General features: G+C 71.9%; 6 protein-coding genes. 3 read left to right on the plus strand and 3 right to left on the minus strand.

The window, feature by feature from the left end; genetic code table 11:
- Positions 1-17 precede the first annotated feature (17 nt).
- Positions 18-4,388, plus strand: coding sequence for a type I polyketide synthase (locus LXT23_RS26700; protein ID WP_253983114.1), 4,371 nt, complete (start codon positions 18-20; stop codon positions 4,386-4,388).
- Between the two features lie 111 nt (positions 4,389-4,499).
- On the plus strand, positions 4,500-4,730 hold the full coding sequence (locus tag LXT23_RS26705) for a hypothetical protein (protein ID WP_253983115.1): 231 nt from the start codon (positions 4,500-4,502) through the stop codon (positions 4,728-4,730).
- Positions 4,731-5,141: 411 nt separating this feature from the next.
- On the opposite strand, the gene LXT23_RS26710 is transcribed toward LXT23_RS26705, so the two are convergent.
- From LXT23_RS26710 to LXT23_RS26720, 3 genes are all read right to left on the minus strand, one after another.
- On the minus strand, positions 5,142-5,534 hold the full coding sequence (locus LXT23_RS26710) for a hypothetical protein (protein ID WP_253983116.1): 393 nt from the start codon (positions 5,532-5,534) through the stop codon (positions 5,142-5,144).
- Positions 5,535-5,883: 349 nt separating this feature from the next.
- A complete protein-coding gene (locus LXT23_RS26715) occupies positions 5,884-7,554 on the minus strand; it encodes a cyclic peptide export ABC transporter (RefSeq protein WP_253983117.1) in 1,671 nt (556 codons plus the stop codon).
- Positions 7,551-8,951 carry a cytochrome P450 gene (locus tag LXT23_RS26720; protein ID WP_253983118.1) on the minus strand — a complete coding sequence of 467 codons (1,401 nt, stop codon included), beginning with the start codon at positions 8,949-8,951 and terminating at the stop codon, positions 7,551-7,553. The genes LXT23_RS26715 and LXT23_RS26720 overlap by 4 nt, the downstream gene beginning before the upstream one ends.
- Before the next feature lie 112 nt (positions 8,952-9,063).
- Here LXT23_RS26720 and LXT23_RS26725 point away from each other — a divergent pair, with 112 nt between their 5' ends.
- The gene (locus tag LXT23_RS26725; protein ID WP_253983119.1) at positions 9,064-26,616 is read left to right on the plus strand and encodes a non-ribosomal peptide synthase/polyketide synthase; all 17,553 of its coding nucleotides are present in this window, start codon (positions 9,064-9,066) and stop codon (positions 26,614-26,616) included.
- Positions 26,617-26,623: the final 7 nt, after the last annotated feature.

Below are 26,623 nucleotides of genomic sequence, written 5' to 3' on the forward strand. Positions count from 1 at the left end.
GTTCGCGGGAGAGAGACATGGCCGCAGATACGTCCAACACGGGCACCACGGGACTGGAGATCGCCGTCGTCGGCATGGCGGGGCGCTTCCCGGGTGCACGGGACCTGGAAGCCTTCTGGCGCAACCTGCGCGACGGAGTGGAGTCCATCACCTTCCTGAAGGACTCGGACCTGGAGGCCAGCGCGCTCGACTCGCCCGGCATCCGGAGCGACCCGAACTACGTGAAGGCCGCTGCCTTCCTGGAGGACGCGGACCTCTTCGACGCGAGCTACTTCGGCGTCACCCCCAAGGAAGCGGAGGTGATGGACCCGCAGCAGCGCGTCTTCCTGGAGTGCGCCGTGGAGGCGCTCGAGAACGCCGGCTATGACGCCGAGCGCTTCCGGGGCCGCGTGGGCGTCTATGCCGGAGCGCGCACGGACACTTACGTCTTCAACCTCTTCTCCAACCAGGCCGCCGTGGGCGGGCTGGACCCCTTCGAGATTGGCCTGGGCAACGACCTGGCCTTCCTCACCACGCGCGTGGCGCACCGGCTCAACCTGCGCGGCCCGGCGTACTCGGTCCACACTGCGTGCTCCACGTCGCTGGTGGCGCTCCACCTGGCCAGCCAGGCGCTGCTCGCCGACGAGTGCCAGCTCGCGATTGCCGGCGGCGTGGCCATCAACGTGCCGCAGAAGGTGGGCTACCTCTACCAGTACGGCAGCATCATGTCCCCGGACGGGCACTGCCGCGCCTTCGACGCGAAGGCGGCGGGCACCATCTTCGGCAGCGGCGTGGGCCTGGTGGTCCTCAAGCGGCTGGAGGACGCGCTGGCCGATGGCGACACCATCCACGCCGTCATCAAGGGCTCGGCCATCAACAACGACGGCTCCGTGAAGGCCAGCTTCACCGCGCCCAGCGTGCAGGGCCAGGCCACCGTCATCAAGGACGCGCTGGCCGCCGCCGACGTGCCGGCGGACTCCATCAACTACGTGGAGGCGCACGGCACCGGCACCGCGCTGGGCGACCCCATCGAAATCCGCGCCCTCACCAAGGCCTTCGGCAGCAAGACGCGCGGGAAGCGCTCGGTGGCCATCGGCTCGGTGAAGACCAATGTGGGCCACCTGGACGCGGCGGCCGGCAGCGCCAGCCTCCTCAAGGCCATCCTCGCGCTGAAGCATCAGCAGATGCCGCCCAGCCTGCACTTCGAGTCGCCCAACCCGCAGATCGACTTCGACAGCGGGCCCTTCTACGTGAACACCTCGCTGCAGCCCTGGGCGAAGGGCCGCACGCCGCGTCGCGCGGGCGTCAGCTCGTTCGGCATCGGCGGCACCAATGCGCACATCGTGCTGGAGGAGGCCCCGCCCGCTCCTCCGTCCGCGCCCGGCCGGCCGTGGGAGCTGCTCGTCCTCTCCGCGCGCAGCCACACCGCGCTGGACACCGCCACGGCCCGGCTGGCTCAGCACCTTGAAGACCACCCGGAGGCGGCGCTCGCGGACGTGGCGTACACGCTCCAGGTGGGCCGCAAGGCGCACGCGCACCGGCGGCTGGTGGTGGTGAAGGACTCCGGGGATGCCGCGCGCGTGCTGCGCATGGCCGAGCCCCAGCGCGTCCTCACCGGCGCGCACGAGACGGGCAACCGGCCCGTGGCCTTCCTCTTCTCCGACGCGGGCGTCGGCGCGCACCTGGAGCCGCTCTACCGCTCCGAGCCCGCCTTCCGCGCGGAGGTGGACCGGTGCGCGGAGCTGCTCCAGAAGCACCTGGGGCTGGACCTGCGCACCGCGCTCTACCCGGACGACGGCGGCCGCCCCGCCCTCACCGGCCCGGTGGCCGCCGCCGCGCACTTCGTGGAGCCGTATGCGCTGGCGCGCCTGTGGATGGCGTGGGGCGTCCAGCCGGAGTCCCTGCTGGGCGAGGGCATGGGCGAGCTGGTCGCCGCGTGCCTCGCGGGCGTGCTGCCGCTGGAGGATGCGCTGACGCTGGCCGTGGCGCGCGCGGGTGGCGCCGAGCCCGTGCTGAACGGCCACACGCTGAAGGCCCCGGAGGTGCCGCTCTACTCGGCCGCCACGGGCGCGCTGCTCACCGCCGCCGAAGCCACTCGCGCCGCGACGTGGCTGGAGGCCGCGGGCCGGCCCTCGCGCGTGACGGACGGGCTGCGGGAGCTGGTGAAGGAGGCCACGCGGGTGCTGCTGGTGGTGGGCTCGCCTGGAGTGCTGCTGGAGGCGGCCCGCGCGCTGGCGGGCTCCACCGGCACGCGCACGGTGCTGGCGTCGCTGCCCGCCCCGGGTGACACGACGCCGGTCCCCGCCGCGGTGCTCACCATGCTGGGCCGGCTGTGGCTGGAGGGCGTGGAGGTGGACTGGGAGGGCCTGTACGAGGGCCAGGCGCGCCGCCGCGTGCCGCTGCCCACCTACCCGTTCGAGCGCCAGCGCTTCTGGGTCGCTCCGGCCGAGCGCTCCGCCACGGCGCAGGCGCAGGGCCCGCAGGGCAAGCTGGTGGACATGGCGGAGTGGTTCCACGTGCCCTCGTGGCGGCGCACGGCTCCGGCAGCGTTGGACCGCAAGGCGCTGGCCGAGCGCCGCTGCTGGGTCGTCTTCGTGGACGGCCTGGGCGTGGGCGAGGCGCTGTGCCGCCGCCTGGAGGAAGCGAACCAGGAGGTGGTGCGCGTGCGACCGGGCACCGCCTTCATGCGCGATGCGGAGCGCCGGTACGCGCTCGACCCGCGCCAGCCCGGCGACTACGCCACGCTGTGGAAGGACCTGGCGGACCAGGAGCTGCAGGCGTCCACGGTGGTGCACCTGTGGAGCCTCACGCCCCAGGGCGAGGGTGTCTCCAGCCCGGAACTCTTCCGCAAGGCGCAGGACACCGGCTACTACAGCCTCCTCCACCTGGGGCAGGCGCTGGCGAAGGGTGACACCTCGCGGCAGGTGCGCGTGGAGGTGGTGACCAACCGCGTGCACGACCTGGAGGGCGAGCACCACGCGCTGCCCGAGAAGGCCACCGTGCTGGGCCCCTGCAAGGTGATTCCGCAGGAGCAGGAGCACGTCAGCACGCGCTGCATCGACATCATCGCGCCCGAGCCCCTGTCGGACGGCGTGGCGGAGGTGGCCTCGCGGCTGCTGGCCGAGCTGAGCCAGAAGCCGAAGGACGTGGTGGTGGCGTGGCGCGGCAACCACCGCTTCGCGCAGCACTTCGCTCCGATGCGCCTGGACGCGGAGGGCGAGCCGCCCCATCCGCTGCGCGAGAAGGGCGTCTACCTCATCACCGGTGGCCTGGGCGCCGTGGGCCTGCTGCTGGCCAACTACCTCGCTGAGACGGTGCACGCGCGGCTGGCGCTGCTGGGCCGCTCCGAGATGCCCGCCCCCGCCGAGTGGGACGCGTACCTGGCGTCGCACTCCGCGGACGACAAGGTGTCCCGGCAGATTGCCAGCGTGCGCGAGCTGGAGAAGCGCGGCGCCGAGGTGATGGTGGTGCGCGCGGACGTGGCGGACGCGGCGCAGTTGGAGGCGGCGGTGGCGCAGGTGGAGGCCCGCTTCGGCGCGCTGCACGGCGTGCTGCACTGCGCGGGCGTCACCCAGGGCCCCTCGCTGTACAACCCGCTGACGGACATCGGCCGCGGCGAGTCGGAGACGCAGTTCGGCCCCAAGGTGTACGGCACCTACGCGCTGGAGAAGGCGCTGCGCAGCCGGGCCGTGGACTTCGTGGTGCTGTTCTCCTCCAACGCCGCGGTGCTGGGCGGCCTGGGCTACCTCACGTACGCGTCGTCCAACCTCTTCATGGACGCCTTCGCGCAGGCGCGCTCGGGACGGCCCGGCACGCGCTGGGTGAGTGCGTCGTGGGACCCGTGGCCGGAGGAGACGAAGCACAACAACGTGCGCACCAGCATGGACCAGTACGCCATGACGACGCAGGAGGGCGCCGAGGCCGTGCGCCGGCTGGCGACGCTCGGCGTGGATGGTCAGGTGGTGGTGGCCACGGGCGACCTGCAGCAGCGCTGGAAGCTGTGGATCCAGCGCGATACGTCGCAGCAGTCGACGGGCGGGCGTGTCGCCAGCAAGGCACGCCGCTCGAAGACGCCCTACGTGGCGCCGGAGACGGAGCTGGAGAAGCAGCTCGCTGCGCTCTGGCAGGAGGTGCTGGGCGTGGAAGGCGTCGGCCTGCACGACAACTTCTTCGACCTCGGCGGCCACTCGCTGCTGGCCACCCGCGTGGCGGGACGCCTGCGCACCCAGTTCGACTTCGACGTCCCCCTGGCGAAGCTCTTCGAGGCGGCCACCGTGTCCGCGCTCGCGAAGCTCGTCGCCGACCACCAGGCCGCGCTGGAGGAAGCCGCCAGCCAGGCCGCGCTGGATGAGCTGGCCAACCTCAGCGACGAGGAAATCGAAGCCGAGCTGGCAAGGCGCTCCAGCTAGGGGTGAGCCTGCCCCGGGCCAGCCCGGCCCGGGGCGCACAAGCTGCGCTGCGCTCCGATGCCCATGCTCGGTGGCCGTCGCCCGGGGACCTCAACGAATCGAGGAGGCTCCATGGCCGCTCTCCGCTTCATCGTGTTGTCCGTCCTGCTGCTGCCAGGTTGGTCCGCGGCGGAGCCCTCCGGCCAGGAACTGGCCGAGCCCGGCGCCATCATCGGGACGCTGGAGGGCATGGTACTCGAGGGAGACCAGTACTTCCTGCATGGCTGGACCTGTCAGCAGGGCGTCGCGGCCTCCCTGCGCATCCATGTCTATTCAGGAGCCTCGGCCTACGACGATCCGTGAGGCCAGCTGGTGCTCTCGGGCACCTCGGAGCTCATGGCCGAGCAGGCCGCCAGCAATCGGTGTGGCGCGGGCGCTATCGCTTCCACGTGCCCCTCCCCATCACGACTTCGTCCCGCGCCGTGGTGACCCCAGCCAGACGAACCAGGGCCTGCTCAACAACGTGAAGGTCGGCTTCGATGCCGAGGGCCGGCCCATCGTGAGCTATCAGAAGTACAAGGTCTTCTACTCCGCGGACCTGCCGCCACCGTCTTCTCCCGGCGCTTCAGCTCCGGCAGTGGCTCGCGGTAGACAGCTCCCACTCCTTCCCAGGCTTGGGCGCCCAGCACACCGGGCGCCCAGCGGGGCTTCAGGAAGATAGACGCGTCACGCGCCTTCGTCAGCCAGGTATCAACCTTGCGACCGTGAAGAGCGCTAGTTGCAGCCGCGATAGTTTACGGCATCGTCGCGGATCCAACCCTCACGGAAGCTGGGGTCGCTGTAGATCCACACCTTGGTCCAGTAATTCCCCTCGTTGGCCACGTGACCCCAGCCGGTCGGCCCGGTAACGATGTCGCCCGCGCGCTTGTTCATGATGTGATAGGCGCCGTGGCTGGGCCGGTTATACACTCCAGCAACCGACCAGATGACTCCGTAGGAGTTGGTGCTGCACATTGCATGCGTTTCAGCGGGCTCAGCATCCGCCGACGGATTCGTCGAATCCGTTTCGGACGGCAACGGCTCATTCGCATCTGCCTGTCCATCGCTCACACCACCACAACCGCCCGCCAGGAACACGAGCGCGCCGACCAGCACGATGTTCTTCACTTGAACTCCTGTGAATGAGTGAAACCTCGAGGCTCGCCATTGAGCCTCAACTAGTATTGCCGAGTAATGCATTGGATGGATCTCGATAAACTCAATTCTGCCAATGCATTATTTTTCCAATGACGATGCGGTTTCTTTGTCGTGGGGGTTCTACCGAGGGGGCAAGGCCGGCCTGTCAGAGCTGAGGCCTACCAAAGCAGGCTCTAAAGTCTCCCGGAATGCTGCTGGCAGCATCGGCGAACGAACGTGCCCGAGCCGATGCGGCTGTATAGGAAGCCCTTTGAGGCCAACCGCTCATAGGCAGCAGTGACCGTATTTCACGAGACCTCGGCCGGTCGATGAGCCCCTCTCAGGGCCGTGCCAATCCGGGCCCCAAGGAGACGCGCTGCGCCCCGGGATGCTCTGCCAGGGACGCCAGCTTCCCGGACTCCAGCCGGAGGATGCGGTCCGCCAGCGGGAAGTACCGGTCGTCATGGGAGATGACGAACACCGTCTTCCCTCGCCGCTTCAGCTCCGGCAGCAGCTCCCGGTAGAAGACGTCCTTGAAGATGGGGTCCTGGTCCGCGGCCCACTCGTCGAAGACGTAGATGGGCCGGTCCTCCAGGTACGCGGCGAGCAGCGCCAGCCGCTTGCGCTGCCCCTGCGACAGCGCGGTGGTGGACAGCGCGCCGTCCTGGATGCGCACCTTGCGGTCCAGTTGGAGCCGCGCCAGCGAGCGCTCCACCTCGCGCACCACCTGCGGGTCCGAGCCATCCACGCCGAGCAGGGACTCGAAGAGGTGGAAGTCGGAGAACACCACCGAGAAGAGCTGGCGGTAGTGCTCGCGCCGCGCGCCGGTGACGGGCGCTCCGTCCAGGCGGACTTCTCCGCCCTCGGGCGTGTAGAGGCCGGTCAGCAGCTTGGCCAGCGTCGTCTTTCCGCTGCCATTGCCCCCCACCAGGAAGACGAGTTCCGCGGGCTCCAGCCGCAAATCCAGCGGGCCCAGGGTGAAGGGCCGGTCATCGTTCTCCCGGTGGTAGGTGTGGGTGACGCCCGCCAGCTCCAGCGACTGGAAGGCACGCGGCTCGGTGCCGGCGAGGCCCGTGTCGGTGCCGGCCTCGGCCAGCTGCTGGCCCAGCTGCTCCATCTTCCGCACCGCCACGGTGCCGCGGCCCAGCAGCGGGAGCAGCCCCATCAGGGCCTCCACCGGCTGCTGCATGTAGAGGACGACGAGCGTGTAGCCCACCACCAGCCCCCAGCTCATCCCCCCGAAAGACGGGGCGGCGAAGAGCAGCAGGCCCACGCCGATGACGTGGAGGAACACGCCCCAGCTGGCGGTGGCGGAGAAGATGTTGGAGCTGAGCGTGGACAGGTGCCGCAGCTCCCGCGCCGAGGGCTCGAGCACCGTGCGCGTGAAGGCCGCGCGGCGCCGGCCGTTGAGCTTGAGCTCCTTGAGGCCGCCCAGCAGGGACTGGAAGCTCTGGTACTGCGCGTCCTGCGCCTGCCGCGAGCGCACCAGCAGACCGAACGTGCGCGTGGTGGGCAGCCAGTACGAGACGACGGCCCCCACCATGAACCCCAGCATGGCCAGGAACAGCGGCGGCGACATCCAGGCCAGGTACACGAGGCACGCGGCGATGATGGCGCCGTTGATGAACAGGTTGGGCAGGTGCAGCAGGCTCGCGCTGACCGCGTTGGCGTCCTCCACCAGCGACGCCATCAGCCGGTGCGTGCCCAGCTCCTCCAGCTTGCGCAGCGGGGCGGCGAGGACGCGGCGGCACAGCGCCATCCGCAGCTCGAAGAGCGCGCCATAGTGCAGCCCGTTGAGCAGGAACTGGGCCCCCAGCCGGGTGAGCAGCGCCGCGAGCCCGGCCCCCGCGAAGCCCAGCACCAGCGACGGACTCACCGGCTCCTGGCCCGCGACGGCCTGATTGACGCGGGACACGAGCAGCGCGCTGCTCGCGCCCGACAGCGCACCCATGACGATGGCGAGCACGAAGCGGCCCCGCGATGCGCGGAGCAACAACAGGAGGGCGCTCATCCCACGGCCCTGGCCGCGGCGGCGGCGCGCGGGGTGAGCCGCAGCTCCACCGGCTTCTTCGGCCGGATGGTGAAGCCGGGAGCCAGCTCGGGGACGCGGGCGTCCGTGAAGTCCACGTCCGCCAGCTGCAGCAGGGTGGCCAGCGCCGCGGGCAGCATCGCCAGGCTCAGGTGGGTGCCCACGCAGGCCCGCTGCCCGCCGCCGAACGGCAGGTACAGCCAGCGAGGAAGCTCCGCGGCACGCTCGGGGCTGAAGCGCTCGGGGATGAAGGCCTCCGGCTCCTTCCAGTAGCGAGGGTGCCGGTGCGTGGTCCACGTGCAGACGTGGACCTGCGCGCCGGGCTCCAGCCGGAAGCCGCCCAGCACATCCTCAGCGTTGAGGTAGCGGATGAGCAGCATCTGCGGCGGAATCAGGCGCATGGACTCCTGGCACGCCCAGGTGAGGTACTGCAGGCCCGGAAGGGACTCCGGCCGTGGCAGCCCGTCCCCGCAGACGGAGTCCAGCTCCGCGCGCGCCTTGTGCATCGCGTCGGGGTGGGCGTGCAGCAGGCACAGCGTCCACCCGATGATTTTCGACAGCGTCGTGAAGCTGGTGAAGAACAGCGTCACCACCTCATCGCGCAGCTGGCGGTCGTCCATCGCCGGGGCGCCATCCGGACCGCGCGCGGCGAGCAGCCGGTCCAGCACGTCCCGGGGCTCCGCGGCCGGAGCGGCCTTGCGTCGGGCAATCAGGCCATCCACCCAGCCGTGCAGCCCGTTCATCAGCGAAGACGTGCGCCCCGTGGGCGGCGGCATCTTGGTAGGAGTGAAGACCAGCGCCAGCGTCTGGAAGATTCTCGTGAGCTCGCTCTCCTCCGGGTCGATGGACTCGAGGACGCGGGAGAAATCCGCGTAGACCTCGTCACCGGGAGGCTCGGACACCAGCACCGCGGCCATGCCCTCGAACATCATCCGCTTGACGGCGGGGAACAGGTCCACCCGGCCCTGCTCGACGTACGGGCGCGCGCGCCGCGCGAAGGCGTCGAGGCACGGCTCCATCATCGCCGCCGACTGCTCCTTCGACATCGACGACTGGATGTGGCCGCGCTGCTTCTTCCACGGCGCCCCCTCATTGCGGATGAGGCCCATGCCCACGATGGGCGACGGCGTCCCTGGCGCGGCGTGTCGTTGGTACAGAGATGTCCTGCCCGCGAGCACCGCCTGGATGCTGTCCGGATCGTTGATGACGTAGAACCGGTGACGCGCAATCCGGTAGCCGACGATGTCCCCGTAGTCGCGATGAAGCGTCGCGTAAAAAGTACGGGGGTCCAACGTCGCGCCCACGATGGGCCCGAGCGGCCAGAGACCTCGCGGCCCGGGCGGAGGCGGGGTGGGCTTCGGTGACTCAGCAGTGCTCATGGCGGAGACCTACCACTCAGGTGCGACATCCCTGGGACTCTTGATTTCAAAGAATTCATGAGTCATCACGTGTCGGGCCCGCATCGTAGACCTTCGCACCCGTGAGCGACACATGAGCGACATCGGAAGCCGTCTGGACAAGCTCTCGCCCAAGCAGCGGGCGCTCTATGAGCTGCTGGTGAAGGAGAAGAAGCGCGCTCCGTCGCAGATCTCCAGACAGCCAGGACGCGGCCCATTCCCTGCTTCCTTCTCACAGCGACGGCTGTGGTTGGTGGACCAGATCGAGCCGCAAGCCTCGTTCGCATACAACATTCCGATCGGAGTGGAGTTTCTCGGTCGGTTCGAAGTGGCGGTGATGTCGCGGTGTCTGCGTGAGGTGGTGGACCGGCACGAGTCGCTGCGCACCATCTTCGCCTCGGTGGACGGCGAGCCGGTGCAGGTGGTGGCGCCCGCCATGGAGCTTCCCTTCCAGTGGGAGGACCTGACGGGTCTTCCCGCCGACGAGCAGCCGCGCGAGGTGGAGCGGCGGATGCGCGTGCAGTCGCGGCAGCGCTTCGACCTGGCGCGGGGCCCGCTGCTGCGGGTGACGCTCTTCAAGCTCGGTGAGGAGGACCACGTCGTCTTCCTCAACATGCACCACCTGGTCGTGGACCGCTGGTCCCTGGGCGTGCTGGTGCGTGAGCTGGTCATGCTCTACGACGCCTTCGCCGTGGGCCGTGCGTCCCCGCTGCCGCCGCTGCCCATCCAGTACTCGGACTTCGCGCGCTGGCAGCGGGAGCAGCTGGAGGGCGGGTACCTGACGCGGGAGCTGGACTGGTGGAAGGCCCGGCTCGCGAACCGCCCTCCCCCGCTGGAGCTGCCCACGGACCGGCCCCGGCCCGAGCTGAAGAGCTACGAGGGCGCGCGCCACTTCATCCGCCTTCCCGCGCCGCTCATCCGGACGCTCAAGGCGCTCAGCCAGCGCGAGGGCTGCACGCTCTTCATGCTGCTGCTGACGGCGTTCGAGGCCGTGCTCCACCGCTACACCGGCGCGACGGACCTGCTCATCGGCAGCCCCATCGCCAACCGCCAGCGGCCGGAGGTGGAGCTGCTCATCGGGTTCCTCGTCAACACGCTGGTGCTGCGCACGGACCTGACGGGCGACCCTACCTTCCAGGATGCGCTCGCCCGCGTGCGTCAGACGTGCCTGGACGTGTACGCCCACCAGGACCTGCCCTTCGAGAAGCTCGTCGAGGAGCTGCAACCCGAGCGCCGGCTCAACCGCAACCCGCTCTTCCAGGTGATGTTCTCGTTCCAGAACACGCCCCGGCAGGACCTCGCCATCCGCGGGCTCACCTCGGTGTACTTCCCGTTCGACCCGCGCATCGCCCGGTTCGACCTGGTGCTGGAGCTGCGCGAAGAGGGTGATGCGCCGGACGAGGTCACCGGCTGGTTCGAGTACGACATCGACCTCTTCGACGACGCTACCCTGGGTCGCATGAGCGCCCACCTCCGGCAGGTGCTGGAGACCGTGGCGCAGTCGATGGAGCCGCGGCTGTCGGCACTGCCCCTGATGGGCGAGGAGGAGCGCAGGCAGGTGCTGGAGACGTGGAATGCCTCGGCGTCGCCGCTGCCCGAGCTGCCCTCGGCGCACGCGCTGTTCGAGGCCCAGGCGCGCGCCACCCCTGACGCCCCCGCCGCCGACTTCGAGGGCCACGTCCTCTCCTACGCCGGGCTCGACGCCGCCGCCAACCGCCTGGCACACCGGCTACTCCAGTCCGGTGTCCGCCCCGAGCAGCCCGTCGCCGTGCTGCTGCCGCGCGGCCTGGATGCCGTCATCGCCCTGCTGGCGTGCCTCAAGGCCGGTGCCGCCTACCTGCCGCTGGACGCGCAGCATCCCCCTTCCCGCCTGCGCTTCGTGCTCCAGTATGCGGGCGCCCGGCTGTGCCTCACCCATGAGGCACTCGTGCCACTCCTGGGCGAGGACTTCTCCGGCTCGCCGCTGTGCCTCGACTCGCACCCCCTGGAGACACTGCCGCCCTCTTCCCCTGGGGTGGCCGTCTCGCCGCAGCACCTCGCGTACATCATCTACACCTCCGGTAGCACCGGGACGCCCAAGGGCACGCTGCTGCAGCACCAGGGCCTCATCAACACCGCGCTCGCGGCAGCCCGGCTGCACCGCTTCGCACCGGGCAGCCGCGTCCTCCAGTTCGCATCACCGGGCTTCGATGCCTCCGTGTGCGAGGTCTTCGGCACGCTCGCGGCCGGAGCCACGCTGGTGCTCGCGCCGCGTGAGTCGCTGCTCCCGGATGCGCCGCTGCGCGAGCTGCTGGTGCGCCAGCGCATCACCGCCGTGACGCTCACCCCGTCCGTCCTCGCGCAGCTCCAGCCCGAGGGCCTGGGAGGGCTGGCCACCGTCATCTCCGCCGGCGAGGCGCTTCCGCCCGCAGTGGCGGAGCGCTGGGGCCGGGGGCGGCTCCTCCTCAATGCCTACGGGCCCACGGAGGTCACCGTCTGTGCCTCCATCACCGCGGAAGGCGTGGACCCGACCCGGCTGTCCATCGGCACGCCGTGGCCGAATACCGCGCTCTACGTCCTGGACGGGGCGCTTCAGACGATGCCCGTGGGCGTGCCCGGCGAGCTGTATGTCGCCAGCCCGGGGCTGGCCCGAGGCTACCTGGGACGTCCGGACCTCACCGCGGAGCGCTTCGTCCCCCATCCCTTCTCGCGCACTCCGGGCGCCCGCCTCTACCGCACCGGAGACATCGTGCGCTGGCGGTCCTCGGGTGAGCTGCAGTACCTCGGTCGCTCCGACGGGCAGGTAAAGCTGCGCGGGTATCGCATCGAGCTCGGCGAGGTGGAAGCCGCGCTCCTCGCCAGTCCCGGCGTGGCCGCTGCGCACGTCCTCCTGCGGCGGGACGCGCCCGGCCAGGAGCGGCTCGTCGCCTACGTGGCCCCCCGGCTGGACGGCTCGGAGCTCCGCGCCCGGCTGCGCGCCTCCCTGCCTGAGTACATGGTGCCCGCCGCCTTCGTCTCGCTGGAGGCCCTGCCCCTGACGGCCAGCGGCAAGGTGGACACCCGCGCCCTGCCCGCTCCCGAGACGTCCACGGCGGATGAAGCCTGGGTGGCCCCGCGCACCCGCACGGAGCAGGCGCTCGCGGCGCTGTGGTGCGACCTGCTGGGCGTGCCTCGCGCGGGCCTGCATGACAGCTTCTTCGACCTCGGCGGGCACTCGCTGCTGGCCACCCGGCTCGGCTCCCGCCTGCGCGATGCGCTCGGCGTGGACCTGCCCGTCCGGCGCATCTTCGAGGCTCCCACGCTGGAGCACCTGGCCCGGGTCGTGGACGCGTCCGCGCGCGCCTCCCGGCTGCCGCAGCTGCTGCCCGTGGCCCGCGAGGGTGCGCTCCCGCTGTCCTTCGCCCAGCAGCGACTATGGTTCCTGGACCTGCTGGAGCCCGGGTCCGTGTCCTATTCGCTGCCCGGCGCCTTCGAGCTGCGCGGGCCGCTCGACGCCGCCGCGCTGGCCCGGAGCTTCGAGGCCATCGTCCAGCGCCACCAGGTGCTGCGCACGACGTACGCCACCCAGGACGGCCAGCCCGGGCAGCGCATCCACGACGCACCGGCGTGCGCGCTGCGGCTGGAGGACCTGTCCTCGCTGCCCGATACCGAAGCCCGGGTGCATGCGCTGGCGCGCGAGGACGCCGCGACGCCCTTCGATCTACACAACGGCCCGGTGGTGCGCGCGACGCTGCTGCGGCTGTCGCCGGAGCGGCACGTGCTGCTGCTCAACATGCACCACATCGCCTCGGACGGCTGGAGCTTCGGCGTCCTCGTGCGCGAGCTGGCCGCCTTCTACGAGGCCTTCGCCCAGGGCCAGCCCGCGCCGCTGCCGCCGCTGTCCATCCAGTACGCGGACTACGCGGCGTGGCAGCGCAGCTGGCTGAAGGATGACGTGCTCGCCGCCCAGGTCTCCTACTGGAAGGCGCAGCTGAGCGCGCTGCCCGTCCTGGAGCTGCCCACGGACCGTCCCCGGCCCGCGCTGCAGACGTACGACGGGGCAGTGGTGGACGTGCGCCTGCCGGAGGAGCTCGTCCAGCGGCTCGGCGTCGTGTGCCGCCAGGAGGGCGTCACTCCCTTCATGGTGCTGCTGTCGGCGCTCCAGGTGCTGCTGGGCCGCCTGGCCCGTCAGGACGACGTCGCCGTGGGCACGCCCATCGCCGGGCGCAACCATCCCGAGTGCGAGCAGCTCATCGGCTTCTTCGTCAACACGCTCATCCTGCGCACGCGGCTGGGTGGCCATCCCGGCTTCCGCGGCCTGCTGCGCCACGTGCGGGACACCACGCTGGATGCCTTCACGCACCCGGACATTCCCTTCGAGAAGCTCGTCGAAGAGCTGCGTCCGCAGCGCGACCTGAGCCGCAGCCCGCTGTTCCAGGTGATGTTCGCCCTCAATGCCGAGCCCACGCTCGACACCACCTCCACTCGGCTGGCAATCGCACCGCTGGAGCTGGAGGGGCGCGTCGCCAAGTTCGACCTGACGCTCGCCTTCTCCGAGTCGGCTTCCGGGTGGTCCGGCTCGCTGGAGTACAACACCCGCCTCTTCGACGAGGCGACGGCCCGCCGCATGGCCGCGCAGTACACGCGCCTGCTCGACACCTTCCTGTCGGACCTGGATGCCCGCGTCGATGAGGTCTCGCTGCTGGGCGAGGAGGAGCGCAGGCAGGTGCTGGAGGCGTGGAATGCCTCGGCGTCGCCACTGCCCGAGCTGCCCTCGGCGCACGCGCTGTTCGAGGCCCAGGCGCGCGCCACCCCTGACGCTCCCGCCGTCGACTTCGAGGGCCAGGTCCTCTCCTACGCCCAGCTCGACGCCGCCTCCAACCGCCTGGCACACCGGCTGCTCCAGTCCGGTGTCCGCCCCGAGCAGCCCGTCGCCGTGCTGCTGCCGCGCGGCCTGGATGCCGTCGTCGCCCTGCTGGCGTGCCTCAAGACCGGTGCCGCCTACCTGCCCCTGGACGCCCAGCTTCCCCCTTCCCGCCTGCGCTTCATGCTCCGGGATGCGGGCGCCCGCCTGTGCCTCACGCATCAGGCCCTGCTGCCGCTGCTGGGCGAGGACTTCTCCGGCTTGCCGCTGTGCCTCGACTCGTCGTCGCTGCTGCACCGGCTCCAGTCGCTGCCTTCGTCCTCCCCCGGTGTGCCCATCTCGCCGCAGCACCTGGCGTATATCATCTACACCTCCGGCAGCACCGGGACGCCCAAGGGCACACTGCTGCCGCACCTCGGCCTGCTCAACCTGCTGTCCACCGAGGCGCGGGAGCTGGAGTGCGGTCCGGGCACGCGCATACTCGCGTGCGCCAGCCCGGGCTTCGACACCTCCATCGAGGAGCACCTGCTGCCCATCACCTCCGGCGCGACGCTGGTGATGGCCTCCTCCGAGCGCGTGCTCCCCGGAGAGCCGCTGCACCGAACGCTCCTGGAACAGCGCATCCACCTGGTGAGCCTCACGCCGGGAGTGCTCGCCGCGACGCCCTCGGAGGGGCTGTCGTCCCTGCGCGTCATCATCTCCGGAGGCGAGGCCTGCGGCGCGGACGTGGTGGACCGCTGGGCCCGGAGCCGCCGCTTCGTCAACACCTACGGCCCCACCGAAGCCACCGTCTTCTGCACCCTGGCGGAGTGCACGCCGGGCGAGGGCATGCCCTCCATCGGACGGCCCTATGCCAACGCGAAGGCGTACGTGCTGGACGAGCGGCTGCGCCCCGTTCCTCCTGGCACCACCGGCGAGCTCTACCTCTCCGGCCCCGGGCTGGCCCGCGGCTACCTGGGACGGCCGGAGCTCACCGCCGAGCGGTTCCTGCCCCATCCATTCCCAGCCTCGCCGGGAGAGCGGCTGTACCGGACGGGCGACCTCGCGCGCTGGCAGCAGGATGGAACGCTGGCCTTCGCGGGCCGCGTGGACTCGCAGGTGAAGCTGCGCGGCTACCGCATCGAGACGGGGGAGGTGGAGGCCGCGCTGCTCGCGCAGGACGGCGTGGAGCAGGCCGTGGCCCACGTGCGAGAGGACGCCCCGGGCGTGAGGCGGCTGGTCGGCTACCTCGTGCCCACCGGGAGTGCCACCCTCGACGTGGCGGCGCTTCGCGCCCGGCTCAAGGAGCACCTGCCGGACGCCATGGTCCCCTCCGCCTTCGTGGTGCTGGAGCGGCTGCCGCTGACGCCCAACGGGAAGGTCGACCGGCGTGCCCTGCCCGCGCCCGAGCTCGGCACGGAGGTGGAGTACGAGCCGCCCGCCAACGAGGTCGAGCAGCAGCTCGCGTCCCTCTGGGCAGGGCTGCTCGGCGTGGAGCGGGTGGGCCGGCGCGACGACTTCTTCCAGCTCGGCGGGCACTCGCTCCTCGCGGCCCGGCTCGTCTCGCGGATGAAGGCGTCCTTCGGCGTGGAGCTCCCCCTCAAGGAGGTCTTCGCCCGCCCCGAGCTGGCCGCGCTCGCGCAGTACCTCATGGAGGCTCGGGCAGCCTCGGCCGGCCACGCGCCGCTGCCCACCGTGCCCCGGCGGTCCGCGGACCTGCGGCGGCTGCCGCTCTCGTTCTCCCAGCAGCGCGTCTGGCTCACCGAACAGCTCGCGCCGGGCTCCCCGGCCTTCAACATCCCCTCGCCCGTGCGGCTGCGGGGCGCGCTCGACACCGCAGTGCTGGAGGCCTGCTTCACGGAGCTGCTGCGCCGCCACGAGTCGCTGCGCACCGCCTTCCACGAGGAGGACGGCACGCCCTACCAGACGGTGCTCCTGCCCGCGCCCTTCGTCCTGTCGTGCGTGGACCTGGGCTCGCTGCCTCCGGAGGCCCGCGAGGCGGAGGCCCAGCGGCGGCTGGAGGAAGAGGCGCGCACTCCGTTCGACCTGTCACGGCCCCCGCTGCTGCGGGCAGCGCTCATCCGCAAGGACGCACAGGAGCACCTGCTGCTGCTCACCGTGCATCACCTCGTCTCGGACGGCTGGTCCATGGACGTGCTGGTGCGCGAGCTGGCGCAGCTCTACGCGGCCCTCTCCCAGGGCCTGCCGTCGCCCCTCGCCGAGCTGCCCCTCCAGTTCGGAGACTTCGCGGTGTGGCAGCGGGGCTGGCTCACCGGCGACACGCTGGAGTCCCAGCTCGGCTTCTGGAAGCGGCAGCTCGACGGCGCGGAGCCTCCGGAGCTGCCCATGGACCGGCCCCGGCCGCAGTCCCCCAGCCACCGCGGGGCCACGGCGCCCTTCCGCCTGACTCGCGCGCACGCGCAGGCACTCCAGTCGCTCTGCCGCCAGGAGGGTGTCACGCCCTTCATGGTGTTCCTCGCCACGCTCCAGGCGCTGCTCGCGCGCGTGGGCCGGCAGCGGGACATCTGCATCGGCACCTCCTTCGCGGGCCGGTCGCACACCGAGCTGGAGGGGCTGGTCGGCCTCTTCGTCAACACGCTGGTGCTGCGCAACGAGGTGGACGCGCACGAGCCCTTCCGCGCCCTCCTGCGCAGGGCGAAGGCCACCACCCTCGACGCGTTCGCCCATCCGCACCTGCCCTTCGAGGAGCTGGAGACGCCGCTGGTGCGGGTGATGCTCATCCTGCAGAACACGCCCGCGTCGAAGCTGGAGCTGCCCGGGCTGTCCTTCCAGGCCGCCGAGGTGGCCATCCAGTCCGCCAAGTTCGACCTGACCGTCCATGCCGAGGAGGACGCCGAGGGCTGGGGGGGCCACTTCGAGTACGCCCTGGACCTCTTCGATGCGCCGAGCGCGCACCGGCTGGCGCTCCGGTTCCAAGCCCTGCTGGAGCGCTTCCTCGATGCGCCGGACCAGCGGGTGGAGGACGCAGCGCTGCTGTCCCCCGAGGAGCGGCAGCTCGTCCTCGAAGCCTGGAACGGCACCCACGCCCCCTTCCCCACCGAAGCCTGCCTGCACGAGCTCTTCGAGGCGCAGGCCCTGCGGACGCCGCAGGCTCCGGCCGTCGAGTTCGAGGGCACCGTGCTCACGTACGGGCAGCTCGACGCCCGTGCCAACCAGCTCGCGCGCCACCTCGTCTCCCTGGGGGTGGGGCCCGAGGTGCCGGTGGCGCTGTGCCTTCCTCGCGGGCTCGAGCTGGTGGTGGCGCTGCTCGGCGTGCTGAAGGCCGGCGGCGCGTACCTGCCGATGGATCCGCTCCTCCCGCGCGAGCGCCTCGCGCTGATGCTGGAGGACTCCGGGGCCACGGTGGTCCTCACCCATTCGTCCGTGCGCACTTCCGTGCCCCCGCGCGAGGGCGTGCGGACCATCATGCTGGACGAGGATGCGGCCAGCCTCTCGCACCACTCCGGGGACTCGCGGCCCCGCCGCGCCGCGCCGGAGAACCTCGCGTACCTGCTCTACACGTCCGGCTCCACGGGCCGTCCCAAGGGGACGCTGTTGCAGCACCAGGGCGTCTGCAACCTCGTCACGCATGAGGCCCGCGCCTACGGCATCGGCCCCGGCAGCCGGGTGCTCCAGTTCGCGAGCCTCAGCTTCGACCTCTCGGTGGAGGAGATCTTCACCACGCTCACCTCCGGAGGCTGCCTGGTCATGGCGCCGCTGGAGAAGCTGATGCCCGGCGAGCCGCTGCACGCTTTCCTGAAGGAGCACCGGCTGACGGTGGTGAGCCTGACGCCGGGGGCGCTGGCGGCGACGCCCTCGGAAGGGCTGGAGGACTTGCGCACCGTCATCTCCGGCGGAGAGGCCGTCAGCGCGGACGTCGTCTCACGCTGGGCGCCGGGCCGGACCTTCCTCAACACCTATGGCCCTACGGAGGCCACCGTCATCGCCACGCTGACGGAGTGCGTGCCTTCCACGGGAGAGCCCCCCATCGGCAGGCCGTTCGCCAACACGCGGGCGTATGTGCTGGACGCGCGGCTGCGGCCCGTGCCCGTGGGTACGCCGGGGGAGCTTTATCTCTCCGGCGTGGGCCTGGCGCGAGGCTACCTGGGCCAGCCCGGACTGACGGCGGAGCGGTTCCTGCCGGACCCGTTCTCGCGGGAGCCGGGCGCGCGCATGTACCGGACGGGCGACGTGGCGCGGTGGCAGCAGGACGGGCAGCTGGCGTTCGTGGGACGCGCGGACTCGCAGGTGAAGATTCGCGGCTTCCGTGTCGAGCTGGGCGAGGTGGAGCAGGCCCTCAACGTCGTGGCCGGCGTGAGGCAGGCCGTGGTGCTCGCGCGTCCGGACAGCGCGGGGACGAAGCAGCTGGTGGCGTGGGTGGCCATGCCCGGGGAGCCGAAGCTCACGGCGTCCGAGCTGCGGGCCCGGCTGGAGCAGCGCCTTCCCGGCTACATGGTGCCGGGCGCCTTCGTGGTGCTCGACGCGCTGCCCCTGACGGCCAATGGCAAGGTGGACCGGAAGGCCCTGCCCGCGCCCCGTCTGGAGCGCGAGGCGGATGAGGGCTTCGTGCCCCCGCGCACCGACGCGGAGCGGGCCCTCGCGGAGATCTGGCAGGAGGTGCTCGGACTGAAGCGGGTGGGTGCTCGCGACAACTTCTTCGAGCTGGGAGGACACTCGCTGCTGGCCACCCAGGTGGCCTCACGCATCCGCCAGCGCTTCGGGACGCAGTTCCCGCTGCGCGTGCTCTTCGAGTTCCCCACGCTGGAACAGGTCGCCGCGCGGCTGGACTCTGCCTCACCCGAGGCCCCGGTTGCCGAGGAGGCCGCGCACCCTCCGAGCGTCCCCATCATCCCGGTCCCCACGCTGAACCGGACCGCGGCCGTGCTCATCGAAGGGCCACTCGAAGCGGAGCGCCTCGCTTCGGCGCTCGCCGCCCTCTCCGTCGCGTTCGCGGGAGACGTGGACCTGCGAGACACCGCACCCGAGGAGCGGCTGGAGCGCTGCCGCAGGCTCGTGGCGGATGAGCAACTGCTGCCATTCCCCGAAACAGCCCGGGCCCGGCGGGTCCTGCTCGACGAGGAGCGCTGTGCGCTGGTCGTCAGCGTGCGCGCTTCGGAGCTGGGTCCGGAGGCGCTGCTGGAGCAAGTCGCCCTGGCCTGCGGCGCGGCCCCGAGGGCTGTCGCAACCCAAGCGGACAGTCAGGCACGGAGGGCGCTCGCGGATGTGGAGCCCCTGGAATTGAAGACGGGGGCCTCGGAGGTCCAGGAACTGCCGGTGCCGTTGCGGCGCGGGCTCGTGGAAGCGCTGGAGGCGCGCGGCGTCGAGCCCGTCGCCTCCGCCTTCGCGGCCTGGCTGCGCCTGCACTCGGGCCAGGGTGAAGTCTGCTTCCTCACTAGCGAGGAAGGCGGACTGACGCTGTACCGGGCGCGGGTGTCCATGGACGCGCCCCTGGCGGAGCTGGCCCTCCACGCTGCCCTGCAGGACCTGGCGCGAGAGGCGCTACCGACTCTGCGCGCCGCTCATGCCGCGTTCCCCCGCGTCGAGCTGCGCATCGTGCACACCCGGAAGGTCGCGAGCTGGCGGCCACTGCCCCTGGACGAAGGAACGGGCTCGCTGCGACTGGTGGTCGCCTACGGTGGTCCCCGGCCCCAGGTCCTGCTCCAAGGCCGGTTCGCGCTGGCCTGGGCGCGACCTGCCCTCTCACACTTCCAGGCCCTGCTGGAGGCCGCGCTGCTCCAACCGGAAGTGTCTCCCCGGGAGGCCTGCGCGCTCCGCGGTGAGGAACGCGAGCGCGTCCTGGTCCAGTGGAACCGCTCCGCCGTCCCCCTCCCCGACGACGTCTGCGCGCACCACCTCTTCGAGCGTCAGGCTGCCCTCACGCCTGCCGCCCGAGCGGTGGAGTACGAGTCCGAGTCCCTCACCTACGCGCAGTTGGACACCGCCGCGAACCAGCTCGCACACCGGCTGAAGGCCCTCGGTGCCGGCCCCGAGGTCCGGGTGGGCCTGCTGCTGGAGCGCGGCATCGACCGCGTCGTGGGCATGCTCGGAACGCTGAAGGCGGGCGCGGCCTTCGTTCCGCTGGACCCGGCCTACCCGCGCGAGCGGCTCGACGGCATGGTGGAGCGCTCCGGTGCGAAGCTCCTCCTCACCCACCGGGCGCTCGTGGACCGGCTGTCGCCGGGCCCGGCCACGCGCGTCTTCCTCGACGCCGAGCGCGAGTCACTGGCCGCCCTGCCATCGCTGCCCGTGGCATCGGATGGGGGCCCCGAGAACCTCGCCTACGTCATCTTCACCTCGGGCTCCACGGGGCTGCCCAAGCCCACGGCGCTCCATCACCGGGGCCTGTGCAACACGGGCCTCGCGGCCGCGCGTGAGCATGGCTTCGATGAGACGAGCCGCGTCCTCCAGGCCGCGGCCTTCGGCTTCGACGCCGCCGTGTGCGAGGTCTTCGCCACGCTGCTCGCGGGGGGCTGCGTGGTGCTCGCCCCGCGCGAGAAGATGCTCCCCGGAGAGCCGCTGCGAGCGCTGCTGGCGGAGGCCCGCATCACCGGCGTGACGCTGACGCCCTCCGTGCTGGCCCAGCTTCCACCAGGGCCGCTGCCACTGCTGCGGACCCTCATCTCCGCGGGCGAGGCTTGCAGTCCCGAGCTGGTGCGGCAGTGGGGCGAGGGGCGCACGTTCCTCAACGCCTACGGCCCCACCGAGACCACCGTCTGCGCCAGCATCACGCGCGGAGGCGCCTCGGCGACGCGGCTCACGCTTGGCAGCCCGTGGCCCAACACCCGGCTCTACGTGCTGGACGAGCGCCTGGAGCCGGTGCCTCCCGGCGTGGCCGGAGAGCTGTACATCGCGGGTGTCGGCGTGGCCCGCGGCTACCTGGACCGGCCGGACCTCACGGCGGAGCGCTTCCTGCCGGATGCCTTCAGCACGGAGCCGGGCGCCCGGCTGTACCGCACGGGAGACCGGGTGCGGTGGGTGGAGCCCGGGGAGCTGGAGTACCTGGGCCGCACGGACTCGCAGGTGAAGGTCCGCGGGTTCCGCATCGAGCTGGGCGAGGTGGAGGCCGCGCTGCGCGCGCTGCCGCGAGTGCGCGAGGCCGTGGCCCACGTCCGCCCCGACGCGGGAGGCCAGCCCCGGCTGCTGGGCTGGCTCGTCCTCGAAGCGGGCACCGGGTTCGACCCGGTGGCGCTCCGGGCGAAGCTGCGCGCCTCGGTCCCCGAGCACCTCGTCCCCTCGGCGTTGGTCGCCCTGCCCGCCCTGCCGCTCACCGCCAACGGGAAGGTGGCCGTGTCGGAGCTGCCCGACCCCGAGTCCTCGACCGGGCCGGAGCGCGCCGTCACTCCGCCGCGCACGGAGACCGAGCAGCGACTCGCGACGCTCTGGGCCACGTTCCTTCCCGGTCAGGCCATCGGCGTCGACGAGAGCTTCTTCGACCTGGGAGGCCACTCGCTGCAGGCCACCCAGGTGGCCGCCCGCATCCGGAGCACCTTCGGACGCGAGGTGTCCCTGGAGGACTTCTTCGCCGCGCCCACCATCGAAGCGCTCGCGAGGAGACTGGACACGGCGCGCACGGAGCCCACCTCCGAGCCGCTACCGCCGCCCGCGCCCGGAGCGCGTGAGGACGCTCCTGCGCTGTCATATGCGCAGCAGCGCCTCTGGTTCCTGCAACAGCTCGAGCCCGCCAGCAGCGCCTACAACCTCTTCTCGGCGGCCTTCGTGGAAGGCGCCCTGGACGTGCCGGCCCTGGCCCGGGCGCTGGGCCAGGTGGTGTCCCGCCACGAGTCGCTGCGCACGACGTTCGTGGAGCACGGCCATCAGCCGGTCCAGTCCATCGCCCCGGAGGCCCCGCTGCCGCTGCGCTGGGCGGACCTCACCGCGCTGCCCGCGAGCAGCGTGCAGGACGAGCTGCGCCGCGTCGTCGAGCATGAGGCCCGGCAGCCCTTCGACCTGAGCCGGGGGCCGCTGTTCCGGGTAACCGTGGTCCGCGTGGGGCCTCGCACCCACGCGCTGCTGCTGGCGATGCACCACATCGTCTCCGACGGCTGGTCCATGGGCGTGCTCATGGACGAGCTGATGCACCTCTACGGCGCGCACACGGGGGCACAGCCGTCGACGTTGCCGCCCCTGCCGCTCCAGTACGCCGACTACGCGCAGTGGCAGCGTCAGGCCCTCACGGGCCCCAGGCTGGACGCCCAGGTGTCCTGGTGGGCGGACCAGCTGCGCGGCGTGCCGGTGCTGGAGCTGCCCACCGACCTTCCGCGTCCCGCGCTGGCCTCCAGCCGGGGTGGCGCGGTGCCGGTGCGCTTCCCCGAGGCGCTGAGCCGCCGCGTACGGGCGCTGTGCCGCGGCACGGGCACCACGCCCTTCATGGTCTTCCTGGCCCTCTTCGACGCGCTGCTCTCGCGCTACTCGGGACAGGACGACCTCGCCGTCGGCGTGCCCACCGCCGGGCGCACGCACGTGGAGCTGGAGCGCCTCATCGGCTTCTTCGTCAACACGTTGGTGCTGCGCGCGAAGGTGGACGCGGAGCGCTCCTTCACCGGCCTGCTGGAGCGCGTGAAGGAGGCCACGCTGGGCGCCTTCGCGCACCAGGAGCTGCCCTTCGACAAGCTCGTCGAGGCGCTCCAACCCGAGCGCGTGCCGGGCCGCTCTCCACTGTTCCAGGTGATGTTCGCCTTCCAGAACACGCCGCTGCCAGACGTGTCGGCGACGGGCCTGGCACTGAAGCCGCTCGCCCGGGACGACGCCTCCGCGAAGTTCGACCTCACCCTCAGCCTGGGCGAGGACGGCCCGCGCTTCGAAGGCAGCCTGGAGTACAGCTCGGACCTCTACCTGCGCGGCACCGCCGAGCGCATGGCGGAGGACCTGGTGGCGCTCGCCCAGGCCGTGCTCGACGCGCCCGGCACGCCCCTGGCCCGGCTGCCCTTCGAGCCGCGCGCGCTGGAGTCCGCGCGCCCGCCCCTGGTGCGTACGCCGCGCACGGGGGACCTGCCGGTGTCGTTCGCCCAGCAGCGGCTGTGGTTCCTGGACCAGCTCGAACCGGGCAGCGCCTTCTACAACATCCCGTCGCACCTGCTGCTGGAGGGGCCACTCGACGACGAGGCGTTGGAGTCCGCGCTGGCCGAGCTGTGCCGGCGCCACGAAGCCCTGCGCGCCACCTTCGCCTCGGCGGGCGGTGAGCCGGTGCTGCGACTGCTCGCGGAGCCGGACCTGCGCCTGGGCCGCATCGACCTCTCCCGGTTCGAAGACGCGGAGACGCGGGCCCGCGCGCTCGCGGAGGAAGAGTCCCAGCGGCCCTTCGACCTGGCCCGGGGCCCACTGCTCCGCGCCACGCTGGTGCGGCTGTCGCCCACGCGCCACCTGCTGCTGCTGGTGGTGCACCACATCATCTGCGACGCCTGGTCCCTGGGCCTGCTGATGCGGGAGCTGGGGGCGCTTTACGAGGCCTTCTCGCGGAGCCAGCCCTCGCCCCTGCCGCCCCTGCGGCTGGACTCCGTGGACCACGCGGCCTGGCTGCGCCGCTGGCTGCGAGGGGCCGTGCTGGAGCGGCAGCTCGCATGGTGGCGGGAGCAGCTCGCAGGCGTGCCGGTGGCCCTGTCGCTTCCGACGGACCGGCCCCGTCCCGCCGTCCAGACGCACCAGGGCGCCGCGCGAGCCTTCACGCTGTCGCCCGCCACGGGTGAGGCGCTGGCCGCGCTCTGCCGTCAGGAGGGCGTCACCCCGTTCATGGTGCTGCTCGCCACGTGGCAGGTGCTCCTGGCGCGCCATGCGGCGCAGGAGGACGTCTGCGTGGGCACGCCCATCGCGGGCCGCACGGAGGCCGGGCTCGAGGGCATGGTGGGCTTCTTCGTCAACATGCTCGTGCTGCGCGCGAGGCTGGACGGCAAGCCCTCGTTCCGCGAGGTGCTGCGCCGCGTGCGCGAGGCGGCGCTGGGGGCCTATGCCCACCAGGACGTGCCCTTCGAGCGACTCGTCGAGGCGCTGCGCCCGCCGGTGGACCGGAGCCGCTCCCCGCTGTTCCAGGTGGGCTTCGCGTTCCAGCAGGCCGGAGGGCCCGCGCTGACGCTCCCCGGACTGGAGACCCGGCCGCTGGAGACGGAGCGGTCCACCTGCAAGTTCGACCTCACCCTGGAGCTCGCGGAGTCGGCTCGGGGTATCGAGGGCCTCATCGAGTACAGCACCGCCCTGTTCGAGGCCTCCACGGTGGAGCGCCTGGCGCGGCACTACCAGCGCCTGCTGGAGTCCGTGCTCCGCGCGCCGGAAGCTCCCGCCCTCGAAGCGCCGCTGCTGGACGAGGCCGAGCGCCATCAGGTCCTCCACGGGTGGAACGACACCGCCTCGCCCTTCCCGGACGGGGCCTGCATCCACCACCTCTTCGAGCGACAGGCGGTCCTCACGCCCCAGGCCACCGCAGTGGAGTATGGCACCACGGCCCTCACGTACGCGCAGCTCGACGCGCGCGCCAACCAGCTCGCACACGCCTTGCGAGCGGCCGGCGTGGGGCCGGAGCAGGTCGTCGCCGTGGCGCTCCCCCGAGGCCTCGAGCTGGTGACCACCCTGCTCGGCGTACTGAAGGCCGGGGGGGTGTGGCTGCCGTTGGATCCGGCCTATCCCGCCGCACGGCTCGCCTTCATGTTGGAGGACTCGGGCGCGGCGCTGCTGGTGACGGACACGGCCACCCGCGTCTCGCTGCCCCGGACGGAGCGGACCACGCTGTGCCTGGAGGAGCTCCGGCTCCAGGACTGGCCGTCGTCCAGTCCGGGCGTCGACGTCCTGGCTTCGAACCTCGCGTACGTCATCTACACGTCCGGAAGCTCCGGACAGCCCAAGGCCGCGCTGCTGCAGCACCGCGGGCTCTGCAACACGGCGCTGGCCGCCGTGCGCCTGCACCGCTTCACGCCGCAGAGCCGGGTGCTGCAGGTGGCGGCCTCCAGCTTCGATGCTTCCCTGTGCGAGGTGTTCGGCACCCTGCTCGCGGGCGGCACGCTGGTGATGGCGCCGAGGGAGTCGCTGCTCCCTGGCCTCCCGCTGCGCACGCTGCTCCAGGAGCAGCGCATCACCGCCGCGACGCTGACGCCTTCAGTGCTGGCGGGACTCGAACCGGAAGGACTGGAGGGGCTGCGCACCCTCATCTCGGCCGGTGAGGCGCTCCCGCCGGAGCTCGCGCGGCGCTGGGCTCCCGGGCGCCTGCTGCTCAACGCCTATGGTCCCACCGAGGCGAGCATCTGCGCGGCCATCACTCCGGAAGGCGTAGACCCGGAGCACATCACCCTCGGTGCTCCCTGGCCGAACACGTGCCTGTATGTCCTGGACGCGGGGCTGCGGCCCGTTCCGGTGGGAATGCCGGGCGAGCTCTACATCGCGGGTGAAGGCCTGGCGCGCGGCTACCACCGCCGCCCGGACCTGACGGCGGAGCGATTCCTGCCGCATCCGTTCTCGGACGTGCCCGGTGCGCGCCTGTACCGGACGGGAGACGCCGCGCGCTGGCTCCCCGGTGGTGAGCTGGAGTTCCTCGGGCGCGTCGACGCCCAGGTGAAGCTGCGCGGCCTGCGCATCGAGCTGGGAGAGGTGGAGTCCGCGCTCGCCTCCGCGCCAGGCGTGGGGCACGCCGCCGCCGTGCTGCGGCGTGAAGCGGACGGTGACACCCGACTGGCGGGCTACGTGGTGCCCGCGCCGGGAGGCACCGTGGACGTCGCGGCCGTGAGGGACTGGCTCAAGGCCCGCCTGCCCGGGTTCATGGTGCCCTCGGCCCTCGGAGTCCTGGAGGCCCTGCCGCTCACGCCCAATGGCAAGGTGGACACGCGTGCCCTGCCCGCCCCGGACGCGCTCGCGGGGGACGCCACCCCCTACGTCGCACCGCGAGACGCGCTGGAGGCCACGCTGGCCACGGCGTTCGAGGAGCTGCTGGGCATCAGTCCCGTCGGCGCGGAGCATGACTTCTTCGCGCTGGGCGGCCACTCGCTCCTGGCCATGAGGTTGATTGCACGCATCCAGGAGCGCACCGGGCGCACGCTGTCGCCGCGCGTCCTCTTCGAGGCCCCCACGGTGGCGGGGCTGGCGACGCGGCTTCGCGAAGGAAGCGCCGCCTGGACGCCCGTCGTCCCCCTCCAGCCCGCGGGCTCACGGCCGCCCCTCTTCTGCGTCCACCCCATTGGAGGCGCTGTCTTCGCGTACCAGGAGCTGGCCCGGTGCCTGGGGCCCGAGCAGCCCGTGTACGGACTCGAGGCCCCGGGCCTGGGGCCCGACAACGCGCCGCTCGACTCCATCGAAGCGCTGGCGGCGCTCTACGTGCGCGCGGTGCGGGAGCAGCAGCCCACGGGCCCCTACCACCTCGCCGGCTGGTCCTTCGGCGCCGTAGTGGCGGTGGAGCTGGCACGCCAGCTTCAGGCCCTCGGTGCGCAGGTCTCCAGCCTGCTGCTCATCGAGCCCACGCCCGCGCCCGACGGCCAGGGACAGCAGGCCGCGCTGGCCCCCCGCATCTTCGCCATGGACGTGGTGCAGACGCTGGGGCTGGACGTCGCCGTGCCCGAGACGCTCACCACCCCGGAGCAGCTCGACGCCTTCCTCGCTTCACTGGGTGGACAGGCGCCCGCGTCGCTGCGGCGGCACTACGACGTCCTGGAGAGCCACCTGCGCGCGCTCGACGGCTGGAGCGTGCGGCCCTACGAGGGTGCGGCGCTCGTGCTCCGCGCCAGCGACACCGAGGACGCCGGCGGAGACCGTGGCTGGTCCCAGTGGCTCCGCTGCGAGGTGGCCTCCGTGCCGGGAGACCACTACTCACTGCTGAAGCCGCCGCACGTGGAGGCCCTGGCCGCCGCGCTCGCGCCTCACCTCACCCGAGGGTGAGGGGCAC

This window comes from Pyxidicoccus xibeiensis (assembly GCF_024198175.1).
In the GTDB taxonomy this organism is placed as follows: Bacteria; Myxococcota; Myxococcia; order Myxococcales; family Myxococcaceae; genus Myxococcus; species Myxococcus xibeiensis.

What these genes read in the sequence shown, in the direction of transcription:
- LXT23_RS26700 (WP_253983114.1), top strand. Translation starts at nt 18, where the DNA reads ATGGCCGCAGATACGTCCAACACGGGCACCACGGGACTGGAGATCGCC.
- LXT23_RS26705 (WP_253983115.1), top strand. Translation starts at nt 4,500, where the DNA reads ATGGCCGCTCTCCGCTTCATCGTGTTGTCCGTCCTGCTGCTGCCAGGT.
- LXT23_RS26715 (WP_253983117.1), bottom strand. Translation starts at nt 7,554, where the DNA reads ATGAGCGCCCTCCTGTTGTTGCTCCGCGCATCGCGGGGCCGCTTCGTG.
- LXT23_RS26720 (WP_253983118.1), bottom strand. Translation starts at nt 8,951, where the DNA reads ATGAGCACTGCTGAGTCACCGAAGCCCACCCCGCCTCCGCCCGGGCCG.
- LXT23_RS26725 (WP_253983119.1), top strand. Translation starts at nt 9,064, where the DNA reads ATGAGCGACATCGGAAGCCGTCTGGACAAGCTCTCGCCCAAGCAGCGG.